The following is a 14,440-nucleotide window of genomic DNA, read 5'->3' as shown; positions in this document are numbered from 1 at the left end:
AGGGGGGTGCGCTCAGACCATCAGCGCACGGTCCGTCGGACGGATCGGGGCCGGCAGGTCGCTGGCGCCGGTGAGGTGGCGGTCCACCCCGCGCGCCGCCGAACGGCCCTCGGCGATCGCCCAGACGATGAGCGACTGGCCGCGGCCGGCGTCACCGGCGACGAACACGCCCGGCACATTGGTCTGGTAGTCGCCGTCGCGGGCGATGTTGCCGCGCTCGTCGAGCTCCAGGCCGAACTGCTCGACCAGGCCGTTCTCCCGGTCGGTGCCGGTGAAGCCCATGGCGAGGGTCACCAGCTGGGCCGGGATCTTGCGCTCGGAGCCCGGCTTCGGGGTCAGCTTGCCGTCGATGAACTCCACCTCGGTGAGGTGCAGCCACTGCACGTTGCCGTCCTCGTCGCCCTCGAAGTGGGTCGTCGAGACGGAGTAGACCCGCTCGCCGCCCTCCTCGTGCGCCGAGGTGACCTTGTACAGCATCGGGAAGGTCGGCCAGGGCTGGTTGGTGGGGTGCCGCTCCCCGCCCGGGCGGGGCATGATCTCCAGCTGCGTGACGGAGGCCGCGCCCTGACGGTGGGCGGTGCCCACGCAGTCCGCGCCGGTGTCGCCGCCGCCGATGACCACGACGTGCTTGCCCTCGGCCGAGATCGGAGTGGTGACGTAGTCGCCCTCCTGCACCTTGTTGGCCAGCGGCAGGTACTCCATGGCCTGGTAGATGCCCTTGAGCTCGCGGCCGGGCACCGGCAGGTCGCGGGCCGTGGTCGCGCCGACGGCCAGGACGACCGCGTCGTAGCGCTTCTTCAGGTCCGTGGCCTTCAGGTCGCGGCCGATCTCGACGCCGGTGCGGAAGCGGGTGCCCTCCGCGCGCATCTGCTCGATACGCCGGTTGATGTGCCGCTTCTCCATCTTGAACTCGGGGATGCCGTACCGCAGGAGGCCCCCGACGCGGTCCGCGCGCTCGTAGACGGCGACGGTGTGGCCGGCGCGGGTCAGCTGCTGGGCGGCGGCCAGACCCGCCGGGCCCGAGCCGACGACCGCGACGGTCTTGCCGGACAGCCGCTCGGGGATCTGCGGGGCGACGTCCCCGGTCTCCCACGCCTTGTCGATGATCGAGACCTCGACGTTCTTGATGGTGACCGGCGCCTGGTTGATGCCCAGCACACACGCCGACTCGCACGGAGCCGGGCACAGACGGCCGGTGAACTCCGGGAAGTTGTTCGTCGCGTGCAGGCGCTCGGAGGCGGCGGCCCAGTCCTCGCGGTAGGCGTAGTCGTTCCACTCGGGGATGAGGTTCCCGAGCGGACAGCCGTTGTGGCAGAACGGGATGCCGCAGTCCATGCACCGGCTGGCCTGCTTGCTGATGATCGGCAGCAGGGAGCCGGGGACGTAGACCTCGTTCCAGTCCCGGACGCGCTCCTCGACGGGGCGGGACGTGGCGAGCTCGCGCCCGTGGTTCAAAAAGCCCTTCGGGTCAGCCATTGATCGCCGCCTCCATCATCTTCTCGTGGGTCTCGGTCTCGGAGAGACCGGCTCGCTCGGCGGCGTCCTTGGCGGCGAGCACTGCCTGGTACGTGCTGGGGATGATCTTGCTGAAGCGCTCCACTGCGGTGTCCCACTCGGCCAGGAGCTTCTCGGCGACGGTGGAGCCCGTCTCCTCCTGGTGGCGGCGGACCACGTCGTGCAGCCACTGCTTGTCGGCGTCGTCCAGTAGCTGGACGGCGTCCAGGTTGCCGGCGTTGACGTTGTCCCGGTCGAGGTCGATGACGTAGGCGACGCCGCCGGACATGCCGGCCGCGAAGTTGCGGCCCGTCTCGCCGAGCACCACCGCGTGCCCGCCGGTCATGTACTCGCAGCCGTGGTCGCCCACGCCCTCGGAGACCACCGTCGCGCCGGAGTTGCGCACGCAGAACCGCTCACCGGTCTTGCCCCGCAGGAACATCTCGCCGCCGGTGGCGCCGTAGCCGATGGTGTTGCCGGCGATGACGCTGTACTCGGCGAGGTGGTCGGCCGCGCGGTCCGGGCGGACGACGATCCGCCCGCCGGACAGGCCCTTGCCGACGTAGTCGTTGGCGTCGCCCTCCAGGCGCAGCGTGACGCCGCGCGGCACGAACGCGCCGAAGGACTGGCCCGCGGAGCCGGTGAAGGTGATGTCGATGGTGTCGTCGGGCAGGCCCGCGCCACCGAACTTCTTCGTCACCTCGTGGCCGAGCATGGTGCCGACCGTGCGGTTGATGTTGCGGATCGCGACCTGGGCGCGCACCGGCTGGGCCTCGTTGGCGCCGGGTGCGGCGAGCGCGTCGGCGGCGAGCCTGATCAGCTCGTTGTCGAGCGCCTTCTCCAGCCCGTGGTCCTGGGGGACGACCCGGTGGCGGGCGGCGCCCTCGGGCAGTTCGGGCACGTGGAACAGCGGCTCCAGGTTCAGGCCCTGCGCCTTCCAGTGGTCGACCGCGCGGGTGACGTCGAGGGCCTCGGCGTGGCCGACGGCCTCCTCGATGGAGCGGAAGCCCAGCTCGGCCAGGATCTCGCGAACCTCTTCGGCGATGTACCGGAAGAAGTTCACGACGTGCTCGGCCTTGCCGGTGTAGCGCTCGCGCAGCACCGGGTTCTGGGTGGCGATGCCGACCGGGCAGGTGTCCAGGTGGCAGACGCGCATCATGACGCAGCCGGAGACGACGAGCGGCGCGGTCGCGAAACCGAACTCCTCGGCGCCGAGCAGCGCGGCGATGACCACGTCGCGGCCGGTCTTCAGCTGGCCGTCGGTCTGCACGACGATCCGGTCGCGCAGGCCGTTGAGCAGCAGGGTCTGCTGGGTCTCGGCGAGGCCGAGCTCCCAGGGACCGCCGGCGTGCTTCAGCGAGGTGAGCGGCGAGGCGCCGGTGCCGCCGTCGTGGCCGGAGATGAGCACCACGTCCGCGTGCGCCTTGGACACACCGGCCGCGACCGTGCCCACGCCGACCTCGGAGACCAGCTTGACGTGAATGCGCGCCTGGGGGTTGGCGTTCTTCAGGTCGTGGATCAGCTGGGCGAGGTCCTCGATGGAGTAGATGTCGTGGTGCGGCGGCGGGGAGATCAGGCCCACGCCGGGCGTGGAGTGCCGCGTCTTGGCGACCCACGGGTAGACCTTGTGGCCGGGCAGCTGGCCGCCCTCGCCGGGCTTGGCGCCCTGGGCCATCTTGATCTGGATGTCGTCGGAGTTGACCAGGTACTCGGAGGTCACACCGAAGCGGCCGGAGGCGACCTGCTTGATGGACGACCGGCGTGCCGGGTCGTACAGGCGCTCGGGGTCCTCGCCGCCCTCGCCGGTGTTGGACTTGCCGCCCAGCTGGTTCATGGCGATGGCGAGCGTCTCGTGCGCCTCCTGCGAGATGGAGCCGTACGACATGGCGCCGGTGGAGAAGCGCTTGACGATCTCGGAGACCGGCTCGACCTCGTCGACGGAGATCGGCTCGCGGCCGGACTTGAAGCCGAACAGGCCGCGCAGCGTCATCAGCCGCTCGGACTGCTCGTTCACGCGCTCGGTGTACTTCTTGAAGATGTCGTAGCGGCCGGAGCGCGTGGAGTGCTGGAGGCGGAAGACCGTCTCGGGGTCGAACAGGTGCGGCTCGCCCTCGCGGCGCCACTGGTACTCGCCGCCTATGTCCAGCGCGCGGTGCGCCGGGGCGATGCCGGAGGCCGGGTAGGCCTTGGCGTGCCGGGCGGCGACCTCCTTGGCGACGACGTCGATGCCGACACCGCCGATCTTGGTGGCCGTGCCGTTGAAGTACTTCGCGACGAAGGCCTCGTCGAGACCGACGGCCTCGAAGACCTGGGCGCCGCGGTAGGAGGCGACGGTCGAGATGCCCATCTTGGACATGACCTTCAGCACGCCCTTGCCGAGGGCGTAGATGAGGTTGCGGATGGCCTGCTCGGGCTCGATGCCGGGCAGGAAGGTGCCGGCGCGGACCAGGTCCTCGACGGACTCCATCGCCAGGTACGGGTTGACCGCGGCGGCGCCGTAGCCGATGAGCAGCGCGACGTGGTGCACCTCGCGGACGTCCCCGGCCTCGACCAGCAGGCCCACCTGGGTGCGCTGCTTGGTGCGGATGAGGTGGTGGTGCACGGCGGCGGTGAGCAGCAGCGACGGGATGGGCGCGTGCTCGGCGTCGGAGTGGCGGTCCGACAGGACGATCAGGCGCGCGCCGTTCTCGATGGCGGCGTCGGCCTCGGCGCAGATCTCCTCTATGCGCGCGGCGAGCGAGTCGCCGCCGCCGTGCACCCGGTAGAGACCGGAGAGGGTCGCGGCCTTGAAGCCGGGCATGTCGCCGTCGGCGTTGATGTGGATGAGCTTGGCGAGCTCGTCGTTGTCGATCACCGGGAAGGGCAGCAGGACGCTGCGGCAGGAGGCCGCGTTCGGCTCCAGCAGGTTGCCCTGCGGGCCGAGGGAGCTGCGCAGGGAGGTGACCAGCTCCTCGCGGATGGCGTCCAGCGGCGGGTTGGTGACCTGCGCGAACAGCTGGGTGAAGTAGTCGAACAGCAGCCGCGGCCGGTCCGAGAGGGCGGCGATCGGCGAGTCGGTGCCCATCGAGCCGATCGGCTCGGCGCCGGCCTTGGCCATCGGCGCGAGGATGACGCGCAGCTCTTCCTCGGTGTAGCCGAAGGTCTGCTGACGGCGGGTGACCGAGGCGTGGGTGTGCACGATGTGCTCGCGCTCGGGCAGGTCGGACAGCTCGATCTCGCCGGCCTCCACCCACTCCTGGTAGGGGTTCTCGGCGGCGAGCTGGGCCTTGATCTCGTCGTCCTCGATGATGCGGTGCTCGGCGGTGTCCACCAGGAACATGCGGCCGGGCTGGAGGCGGCCCTTGCGGACGACCTTGGCCGGGTCGATGTCCAGGACGCCGACCTCGGAGCCGAGGACGACGAGGCCGTCGTCGGTGACCCAGTAGCGGCCGGGACGCAGGCCGTTGCGGTCGAGGACCGCGCCGACCTGGGTGCCGTCGGTGAAGGTGACGCAGGCCGGGCCGTCCCAGGGCTCCATCATCGTGGAGTGGTACTGGTAGAACGCGCGCCGGGCCGGGTCCATGGAGTCGTGGTTCTCCCACGCCTCCGGGATCATCATCAGCACGGAGTGCGGCAGCGACCGGCCGCCCAGGTGCAGCAGCTCCAGGACCTCGTCGAAGGAGGCGGAGTCGGAGGCGTCGGGCGTGCAGACCGGGAAGATCCGGTCGATGGTCTTCTCGTCGGAGCCGAACAGGTCGGAGACGAGCTGCGACTCGCGGGCCACCATCCAGTTGCGGTTGCCCTTGACGGTGTTGATCTCACCGTTGTGCGCGACGAAGCGGTAGGGGTGGGCCAGCGGCCAGGACGGGAAGGTGTTCGTCGAGAACCGGGAGTGCACGAGCGCGATCGCGGAGGCGAAGCGGCGGTCGGACAGGTCCGGGAAGAAGGGCTCCAGCTGGCCGGTGGTCAGCATGCCCTTGTAGACGATGGTCCGCGCCGACAGCGACGGGAAGTACACGCCGGCCTCGCGCTCGGCGCGCTTGCGCAGCACGAACGCCTTGCGGTCCAGGGCGATACCCGCGGCGGGCGCCGCGGAGCCGTCGGCGACGAACAGCTGGCGGAAGACCGGCATGGTGGACCGGGCGGTGGCGCCCAGCAGCTGGGGCGCGACCGGCACCTCGCGCCAGCCGAGGACGGTGAGGCCCTCGTCGGCGGCGATCGTCTCGATCTGCGAGACGGCGTCCGCGGTGGAGTCCTCCGGCAGGAAGGCGATGCCGACGGCGTAGGAGCCCGCCGCGGGCAGTTCGAATTCGGCCACGTCACGGAAGAAGGCGTCCGGGACCTGCGAGAGGATGCCCGCGCCGTCGCCGGAGTCGGGCTCGGAGCCGGTGGCGCCTCGGTGTTCGAGGTTGCGCAGGACGGTCAGAGCCTGTTCCACCAGGGTGTGGGACGCCTCGCCGGTGAGGGTGGCGACGAAGCCGACGCCGCAGGCGTCGTGCTCGTTGCGGGGGTCGTACATACCCTGCGCAGCAGGGCGAGCATCCATGAACGACCAGTTCCGGCCGTTCGTGGAGTGCTGGGACGGCTGGCGCGGCGTACGCATCGGCTCTCCCGTCGTCGTCAGGTGGCATGTGCAGGTGCCGAGGGACGACGTTGGCCCTCGCGTGATCGCAAAATTTCGTGCAGGTTACATGATGGATCGGTTCTCGGGAAGCGGGATAATCCGTTCCATCATGCGGACACCACGGTCATGCGGACGGGTCACCGAACCGGTGGTGGAGGCTGTGGGAGACCAAAGGCAACGATCGGTCGGATCGGCCTGCCTCGGCCCGGGGGCGGAGCGGGCGCCGTCGCCCACCCCGTCGAGTGCGCGACGGGCGTCATTGCCCGCAGCGCTTACGGCTCATGCCCGGCCGCCACGCCCCCGAAACCAGCGAGTAACGAAAATCTATGCGGCCCTTTGCATAAGTCCGAGCCGCGCTATCCTACGGCCGTTCCGAACAGGGTGCCCAGGGCGTACGTCACACCGGCCGCGGCACCGCCCAGCAGCAACTGCCGCAGGCCGCTGTACCACCAGGTCCGCGTCGTCACCTTGGCCACGACCGCGCCGCACAGGAAGAGCCCGAGCAGCGCGAGCAGCACGGCCGGCCAGAGCGTGCTCGCGCCCAGCAGATACGGCAGCACCGGGACGAGGGCGCCCAGCGCGAAGGAGCCGAAGCTCGACACCGCGGCCACGGTGGGCGAGGGCAGGTCGCCGGGGTCGATGCCCAGCTCCTCCCGGGCGTGGATCTCCAGTGCCTGCTCGGGGTCCTTCGACAACTGCCGGGCGACTTCCCTGGCCAGCTCCGGCTCGACGCCCCGGGCCTCGTAGAGGGCGGCCAGCTCGGCCTCCTCGTCCTTCGGGTGCTTCTTCAGCTCGCGCCGCTCCACGTCCAGCTCGGCCTCGACCAGCTCGCGCTGGGAGGCCACGGAGGTGTACTCGCCGGCAGCCATGGAGAAGGCGCCGGCCGCCAGGCCCGCGAGTCCGCTGAGGACGACGGTGTGCTGACCGGCCGCCCCGCCGGCGACACCGGTCATCAGGGCCAGGTTGGAGACGAGGCCGTCCATGGCGCCGAACACCGCGGGACGCAGCCAGCCGCCGTTGACGTCCCGGTGCGTGTGGTTGTCCCGGTGCGCCTCGTGCAGCGCCGCCTCGGTCTCGATGATCGCCATGAAAGATCCGCTCCCCTGTCTGGACTGGTTCCAGATTTGTACAACCCCTAAAGTACGCCTGGAATTCCGCCCCCGCCAGCAAGGAAAGGCTGGGCTAACCTGCGGTTTTACCCTTCGTCGAGCCCTGCGCCCATTCTCCTTCCCGGCATCGACCGGGTGATGCTGGGGCCCCCGGTGCTCGCGTCACGCGCGCCGGTGGGACACATGCCCCATGGCATCGACCGCCGGCACACCCTCCGCCCCGGACCCCCAGGACGCCACCGGGCTGCGCGCCCGGGCCCGGGGCGCCCTGCTGGGCCTGGCCGTCGGCGACGCGCTCGGGGCGCCCGCGGAGAACATGAAGCCCTCCGAGATCCGGGCGCGCTGGGGCCGCGTCACCGGGTACGTGACCGAGAACCCGGCGGGCACGGACGACACCGAGTACGCGATCTTCTCCGGCCTCCTGCTGGCCCGGCACGGCTCCGCGCTCACCCCGGCCCATGTGGAGACGGCCTGGCACGAACTGATCGCCGACCGCGACGAGGGCCCGTTCCGGGGCGCCGGCTTCAGCGAACGCGGCACGCTGGAGAACCTGCGCCGGGGCCTGGCCGCACCCATCTCCGCCCAGCACCGGCACGCCTGGAGCGACGGCCTGGCCATGCGTGCGGCCCCCTTCGGCGTCTTCGCCGCGGGCCGCCCGGCCGAGGCGGCCCGGCTGGTCGCGATCGACGGCTCGGTGAGCCACGACGGCGAGGGCATCTACGGGGGCCGGGCGGTGGCGGCGGGCGTCGCGGCGGCCATGGCGGGCGCACAGGTGATCGCGGTGGTGGCCGCGGCCCTCGCGGTCGTCCCCGACGACTCGTGGACCGCGCGCTGCCTGCGCCGGGCCGTCACGGCCGCCCACCGCGGCGAACGCGCCGTGCGCTCCGCGGTCGTCATCGGCGGCTATCCCTGGACCGATCTCGCCCCCGAGGCGGTCGCGCTCGCCTTCGGCGCGTACGCGGCGGCCGACGGCGACTTCCAGCAGTCCGTCCTGACCGCGGTCAACATGGGCCGCGACGCGGACACGACGGCGGCGGTGGCGGGCGCACTGGCCGGGGCGACGCAGGGCGTGTCGGCGATCCCGGCCGCGTGGGCGGCGCCCATCGGCCCGGTGCGCGGCCGATGCCTCCCGGCGATGGCCGGCTACCACGTCCTGGACGTGGCGGATCTTCTGACGTCACCGTCCGCGTCCCCGGAACCCTCCCCACCGGTTCCCGAGCCGGTTCCGGCGGACGTCGTCCCGGCGGGGACCGAAACGGAGGGCTCCGTATGACCGCGGACCAGCTGACCCAGCGCGGTGGTGCCCGGCAGGCAGCCGCCACGCCACCCGACCCGCCGCCCGCCGACGGCGCGCACGCACCGCGGGAGACCAGGACCCCCCGGGTGACCGTCACGGGCAGTGCGTGGGTGGGAGAGGAAGGGGCCGACGGCGGAGCCGGGGCCGGGAGCCGGACCGAAGGGCTCCTGCTGGGTCTCGCCGCCGGCGACGCCGCCGGCTGGCCCGCGGCCCGGCACCGAGCCGCCCGCATGCCCGACTGGACCCGCCGCCTGACCCGCGAACTGGACACCTTCGCCGAGCAGAACGCCACGACCACCCTGCCCGTCCCCATCGCCCTGAACCAGCCCCCGGAGCCGTTGTGCCTCGGCCCCTCCGACGACGCCGAGTGGGCGGCCTTCGCCGCCGAGGCCCTGCTGAGCGCCGGCGAGGACACCGTCCTGGACGACCTCGGCCGGGACCGCCGTATCCGCGCCGCGATCGACCTCACCTGGAACGCCGTCGCCGGGGAGGTCGCCGCCGCGGCGGACCGCGCCCCGGAGATCGAGTCCGCCGTCCTGCCCCTGCGGGCCCGCATCTCCGTCCGCGCCGGCCTCGGCAACCTCGCCACCGGCCTGCGCCCGCCCGCCACCGGCCACGACAACCCGCACTACTTCGACGACGCCGCCTGCGTGCGCGCCTGCGTGCTGGCCGCGGCCCACCCCGGCGACCCCGCGAGCGCCGCCGCCCTGGCCGAGTTCGACGCCCGCTACACCCAGGACGGCGACGGGGTGCACGGCGCCCGCGCGATGGCGGCGGCCCTCTCCCTCGCCCTGGCCGGCGCGGACGTCGGCGCCTGTGTCGCGGCGGCCCTGGACGAACTGCCCGGATCCACGGAGATCGGCCGCAACGCCCGGCACGCCCTGCACCTGGTCGCCGCGGCGGAGAGCACCTTCGCCCTGGTCCCGTCCCTGGAGCACCAGATCGTCGACCACGTCTACAGCTACGGCATCGCCGCCGCCGAGACCGTACCCGTGGCCCTCGCCCTCGCCACCGCCGCCCGCGGCCGCATCGCCGAGGCCGTCCCGGCCGCGGCGTGCCTGTCCCGCGTCGCGGACTCCGCCCCGGCCCTGGCCGGAGCCCTCACCGGGGCCCTGGGCGGCGGCGCGTCGATCCCGGCGCCCTGGCGGGAGACCTGCCGCACCCTCTCCGGCTGCGTCCTGCCCCGCCTCACCGGCACCGACCTCGTGGAACTCGCCGGGCTGCTGGAAGCCGCGCAACCGGCCCGACCGGGAGGATGATGCGCCCATGCAGCCCGAATCACACCAAAACGCCTCACTGGACGAGCGGATCACCGGCGCCCTCGTCGGCGCGGCCGTCGGCGACGCCCTCGGCGGCCCCGTCGAGGGCTACAGCCCCGAGCAGATCCTGGAACGCCACGGCGGCCGCGTCCACGGCGTCGTCGGCCCCTGGCACGGCGACGACTGGCGCACCGCCCGCCCCCTGGCGCCGTACCACAAGGGCGACGGCCACGTCACCGACGACACCTTGATGACGCACGCCCTGATCCGCGTCTACGCCCGGGTCCGCGACCACCTCGACGCCTACGCGATCGCCGACCACCTGGTCCCCGACCTGATGACCGAACCCCGCTGGATCCCCGAGCTGGAGACCGAGGCGCTCCCCCTGCAGCGCCTCTTCCTCGCCGAGAAGTGGCTGGTCACCCGCATCCACTACGGCCACGCCGACCCGCGCGAGGCCGGCACCGGCAACATCGTCAACTGCGGCGCGGCCATGTACGCCGCCCCGGTGGGCCTGGTCAACGCGGCCGACCCGCGGGCGGCGTACGCCGAGGCCCTGGACATCGCGGGCGCGCACCAGTCGTCGTACGGCCGTGAGGCGGCGGGCGTGCTGGCGGCGGCGGTGGCGGCGGCCTGTGCTCCCGGGGCGAGCGCGGACTCGGTCGTCTCGGCGTGCCTGGCCCTGGCGAAGGACGGGACCCGAGCGGCGATCGAGCGGGTCTGCGAGGAGGCCGCGCGCCACACCGACTTCGAGTCGGCCCTCACCCCGCTGCGCGAGGCGGTCACCCCGTACGACACCGTGGGCCCCGACTACCGGGCTCCCTCCCTCGGCGCCCGCCGCCCGTCCCGGCTGCACGCCATCGAGGAACTCCCGGTGGCCCTGGGCATGTTGCTCGTGGCGCGCGGCGACTACCGCCACGCGGTCCTGGGCGCCGTGAACTACGGGCGCGACTGCGACTCGATCGCCACCATGGCGGGCGCCCTGGCCGGCGCCCTCGGGTCGCCGGTGCCCGAGGAATGGGCGAAGACCGTGGCGGAGGCCAGCCGTCTGGACCTGTGGGAACCCGCGGCGACGCTCGCGGCCGTGACCCGCGAGATCTTCGCCAAGGACGTGGCCCGCCGCCGCGCCCACGAGCGGGACTTCGCCGTGCTCGGAGGCCGGGAATGCTCCGACTGACCTGGGTCCAGCCGGAGGATCTGATCGGCCACGAGCTGCGCCAGGCGGCACAGGACGGACGCGAGCCGTCGCGGATCGCGGCCCGCTGGCGGGCGGCGGGCGGCCCCGAGGCCCCCCTCACGGCCGGGGCGTCCCCCACCCCGGTCTCCCGCTACCTGCGCGGCCTGGCGGAGGACCTCCTGGACGAACTGGCCGACCTGCCCAGCGCGTCGGCGGACGACGAGCCGGCCGGCCTGGAGGCGATCAGGGCCGCCTGCCCCGACTGGCCCGCTCCGGCAGGCCTCCTCACCACCACGCCCGACCGTCTGGAGGCCGCCTGGCTCGGCCGGGCCGCCGGCTGCGTGCTGGGCAAACCGGTCGAGAAGCTGCCCCTGGACGCCGTCCGCCGGCTCGCCCGCACCACCGGAAACTGGCCCCTCGCCGGCTACTTCACCGCCCGCGGCGTCCCGGCCGGCCTGCTGCGGGAACACCCCTGGAACCGCCGCTCGGCCGCCACCTCCCTCGCCGAGAACATCGACGGCACACCCGAGGACGACGACCTCAACTACCCGCTGCTGAACCTGATCCTCCTCCGGCGCCACGGCACGGACTTCACCACCGCCGACGTGGCCCGCACCTGGCTCGACGAACTCCCCGCGGGCCGCACCTTCACCGCCGAGCGCGTCGCCTACCGCAATCTCCTCTGCGGCCTGGAACCCCCGCACACCGCCCGCCACCGCAACCCGTTCCGCGAGTGGATCGGCGCCCTGATCCGGGCGGACGTCCACGGCTGGACCCACCCCGGCGACCCGGCCGCCGCCGCCGAACAGGCCTACCGGGACGCCGCGTTGACCCACACCGGCAACGGTGTCTACGCGGCGATGTTCACCGCCGCCGCGATCGCGGCGGCCGCGACCGGCGACCACGACGTGCACGCCTGCCTGCACGCCGGCCTCACCGTCGTCCCCCCGCGCTCCCGCCTCGCCGCGGCCGTCCGGCACGCCGTGCAACTGGCCGGCCGGCACGAGGACTTCGACACGGTCGTCGACGAACTCCACGCCGTCCACGCCGCCCGTCACCACTGGGTGCACGCCGTTCCCAACACCGCCCTGATCGCCGCCGCCCTCACCCACGCCGACGGCGACTTCGGCGGCTCCATCAGCCGCGCGGTCGGCGGCGGCTGGGACACCGACTCCAACGGCGCCACGGCCGGGAGCCTCGCGGGACTGCTGGCCGGGCACCCCGCGGCGCTGCCGGACCACTGGACGGCCCCCCTGAAGAACCGACTGGCCACGTCGGTGGGCGACTTCGACGGCATCGGCTTCGACACGCTCGCCCGCCTCACGCACCGGGAGATGCACCGCCCATGACCGTGCCCCAGCCCACTCCCCTGTCCGGTCTGCGCGTCCTCGACCTCGCCACCCTCTTCGCCGGCCCGATGGCCGCCACCCTGCTCGGCGACTTCGGCGCGGACGTCGTCAAGGTCGAGCACCCCTCGAAGCCGGACCCCTCACGCGGCCACGGCCCGTCCAAGGACGGCGTCGGCCTGTGGTGGAAGACGCTCGGCCGTAACAAGCGCACCATCACCCTGGACCTGTCCAAGCCCGGCGGACGCGCGACGCTGCTGCGCCTGGCCGCCACCGCCGACGTGATCGTCGAGAACTTCCGCCCCGGCACCCTGGAGAAGTGGGACCTGGGCTGGCCGGAGCTGTCGGCCGCCAATCCCCGGCTGGTCCTGGCCCGCGTCACCGGCTTCGGCCAGTTCGGCCCCTACGCGCACCGGCCCGGCTTCGGCACCCTCGCCGAGGCCATGAGCGGCTTCGCCGCGATCACCGGCGAACCGGACGCGCCCCCGACCCTGCCCCCGTTCGGCCTGGCCGACGCCATCGCGGGGCTGACGACGGCGTACGCCGTGATGACGGCCCTCGCGGCGCGCGAGCGGACCGGCGAGGGCCAGGTCGTGGACATGGCCCTGATCGAGCCGATCCTGGCCGCCCTCGGCCCGCAGCCCCTCTGGTTCGACCAGCTCGGCCACGTCCAGCCGCGCACCGGCAACCGCTCCCCCAACAACGCGCCACGCGGTGTGTACCGCACGGCGGACGGCTCCTGGGTCGCGGTCTCCACCTCGGCGCAGTCGGTCGCCGAGCGCGTGATGCACCTGGTCGGCCGCCCGGAACTGATCGACGAGCCCTGGTTCGCGACCGGCGCCGAGCGGGCCCGGCACGCCGACGTCCTGGACGAGGCCGTCGGCTCCTGGATCGCCGGGCGCACCCGCACCGACGTGCTGGCCGCCTTCGAGAAGGCCGAGGCGGCGGCGGCCCCGATCTACGACATCCGGGACGTGCTGGCGGACCCGCAGTACCAGGCCCTGGACACCGTCACCACCGTCGACGACCCGGAGCTGGGTCCGCTGCGCATGCAGAACGTCCTCTTCCGCCTGTCCGCCACGCCCGGCGCGATCCGCTGGGCCGGCCGGCCGCACGGCGCCGACACGGACGAGGTCCTCACCGAACTGGGCCTGACCCCGGCCGACCTCACCGCGCTGCGTACCGAGGGCGCCCTGTGACGGGGCACCCCCTCACCTGGCTCTACGCCCCGGGCGACCGGCCGCACGTGGTGGCGAAGGCCCTCACCCACGGCGCCGACGCGGTGGTGATCGACCTGGAGGACGCGGTCGCCCCCGACCGCAAGGCGTACGCGCGGGCCGCCACCGCCGAGTTCCTCGCCGAGGCGCCGCCGGTGCCGGTCCACGTCCGCGTCAACGCCCTGGCCAGCGTCTGGGGCGAGGAGGACGTCACCACCCTCGGGCGGGCGCCCGGCCTGTCCGGGCTGCGCCTGCCGAAGGTGACCTCGCCCGCGGAGATCGTCCGGGTCGCGAACCGGGTCACGACCGGTCTGCACGCCCTGGTGGAGTCGGCCCTCGCCGTGGAACGGGCGTACGTCATCGCCACCGCCCACCCGGGGCTGCGCGGCATCTCCCTCGGGGAGGCCGACCTGCGGGCCGACCTCGGCGTGCGCGACGACCGGGGCCTGGACTGGTCGCGTTCACGGGTGGTCGTGGCCGCCCGTGCCGCGGGGCTGCCGCCACCGGCCCAGTCGGTCCACCCCGACATCCGCGACCTGCCGGGACTGGCCGCCTCCTGTGCCCACGGCCGCGCCCTGGGCTTCCTCGGCCGGGCCGCGATCCACCCCCGCCAGCTCCCGGTGATCGAGCGCGCCTACCTGCCCACCGAGGAGGAGATCGAACGGGCCGAGTCGGTCCTGAAGGCGGCGGCGTCCGAACCGGGCGCCCAGGCGCTCCCCGACGGCCGCTTCATCGACGCGGCGATGGTGACGGCAGCCCGGCGAACCCTCTCCCTGACCCACCGCCACGGCACCCACCCCCGCACGCGCCACGGGTAAGGACCCGGGCGAGACCCACCGCCCTCACCACCCGCGAGACCCCGTCGCTCCCCCGCCCCCGGCCTCCGACCAGCCACCCCGAGAGACCACCGGCCGCGCCGCGAGCAAGAACCCCGCCGC

The 14,440-nt window shown here is 73.3% G+C and carries 9 protein-coding genes; 6 read left to right on the top strand and 3 right to left on the bottom strand.

Translation table 11 applies throughout. From position 1 onward, the window contains the following. Positions 1-12 precede the first annotated feature (12 nt). The 3 genes from ACZ4M5_RS24645 to ACZ4M5_RS24635 all read right to left on the bottom strand — a co-directional run bounded on the left by ACZ4M5_RS24645 (position 13) and on the right by ACZ4M5_RS24635 (position 7,185). Positions 13-1,476, bottom strand: coding sequence for a glutamate synthase subunit beta (locus ACZ4M5_RS24645; RefSeq protein ID WP_467739992.1), 1,464 nt, complete (start codon positions 1,474-1,476; stop codon positions 13-15). Beyond that, a complete protein-coding gene (gltB, locus tag ACZ4M5_RS24640; protein ID WP_467739991.1) occupies positions 1,469-6,076 on the bottom strand; it encodes a glutamate synthase large subunit in 4,608 nt (1,535 codons plus the stop codon). The genes ACZ4M5_RS24645 and gltB overlap by 8 nt, the downstream gene beginning before the upstream one ends. Before the next feature lie 377 nt (positions 6,077-6,453). After that, the gene (locus ACZ4M5_RS24635) at positions 6,454-7,185 is read right to left on the bottom strand and encodes a VIT1/CCC1 transporter family protein (RefSeq protein WP_467739990.1); all 732 of its coding nucleotides are present in this window, start codon (positions 7,183-7,185) and stop codon (positions 6,454-6,456) included. 211 nt (positions 7,186-7,396) lie between these two features. On the opposite strand from ACZ4M5_RS24635, the gene ACZ4M5_RS24630 reads away from it, so the two are divergent. From ACZ4M5_RS24630 to ACZ4M5_RS24605, 6 genes are read left to right on the top strand one after another with little or no spacing between them, the layout of a single operon-like run. After that, a complete protein-coding gene (locus ACZ4M5_RS24630; protein WP_467739989.1) occupies positions 7,397-8,479 on the top strand; it encodes an ADP-ribosylglycohydrolase family protein in 1,083 nt (360 codons plus the stop codon). Then, positions 8,476-9,762, top strand: a complete 1,287-nt coding sequence (locus tag ACZ4M5_RS24625; protein WP_467739988.1) for an ADP-ribosylglycohydrolase family protein — start codon at positions 8,476-8,478, stop codon at positions 9,760-9,762. Before ACZ4M5_RS24630 ends, ACZ4M5_RS24625 begins: the two co-directional genes overlap by 4 nt. 7 nt (positions 9,763-9,769) lie before the next feature. After that, on the top strand, positions 9,770-10,939 hold the full coding sequence (locus ACZ4M5_RS24620; protein WP_467739987.1) for an ADP-ribosylglycohydrolase family protein: 1,170 nt from the start codon (positions 9,770-9,772) through the stop codon (positions 10,937-10,939). Further along, positions 10,927-12,288: an ADP-ribosylglycohydrolase family protein gene (locus ACZ4M5_RS24615; RefSeq protein ID WP_467739986.1), complete on the top strand. Its 1,362-nt coding sequence runs from the start codon at positions 10,927-10,929 to the stop codon at positions 12,286-12,288. Before ACZ4M5_RS24620 ends, ACZ4M5_RS24615 begins: the two co-directional genes overlap by 13 nt. Next, positions 12,285-13,484 carry a CaiB/BaiF CoA transferase family protein gene (locus ACZ4M5_RS24610; RefSeq protein WP_467739985.1) on the top strand — a complete coding sequence of 400 codons (1,200 nt, stop codon included), beginning with the start codon at positions 12,285-12,287 and terminating at the stop codon, positions 13,482-13,484. Before ACZ4M5_RS24615 ends, ACZ4M5_RS24610 begins: the two co-directional genes overlap by 4 nt. Then, positions 13,481-14,320, top strand: coding sequence for an HpcH/HpaI aldolase/citrate lyase family protein (locus tag ACZ4M5_RS24605; protein ID WP_467739984.1), 840 nt, complete (start codon positions 13,481-13,483; stop codon positions 14,318-14,320). Before ACZ4M5_RS24610 ends, ACZ4M5_RS24605 begins: the two co-directional genes overlap by 4 nt. The last annotated feature ends 120 nt before the right edge of the window (positions 14,321-14,440 follow it).

The organism is Streptomyces sp. NPDC026246, from assembly GCF_055567995.1.
The sequence above is the reverse complement of the archived record's forward strand: the minus strand, read 5'-3'. Positions and strand labels throughout refer to the sequence as shown.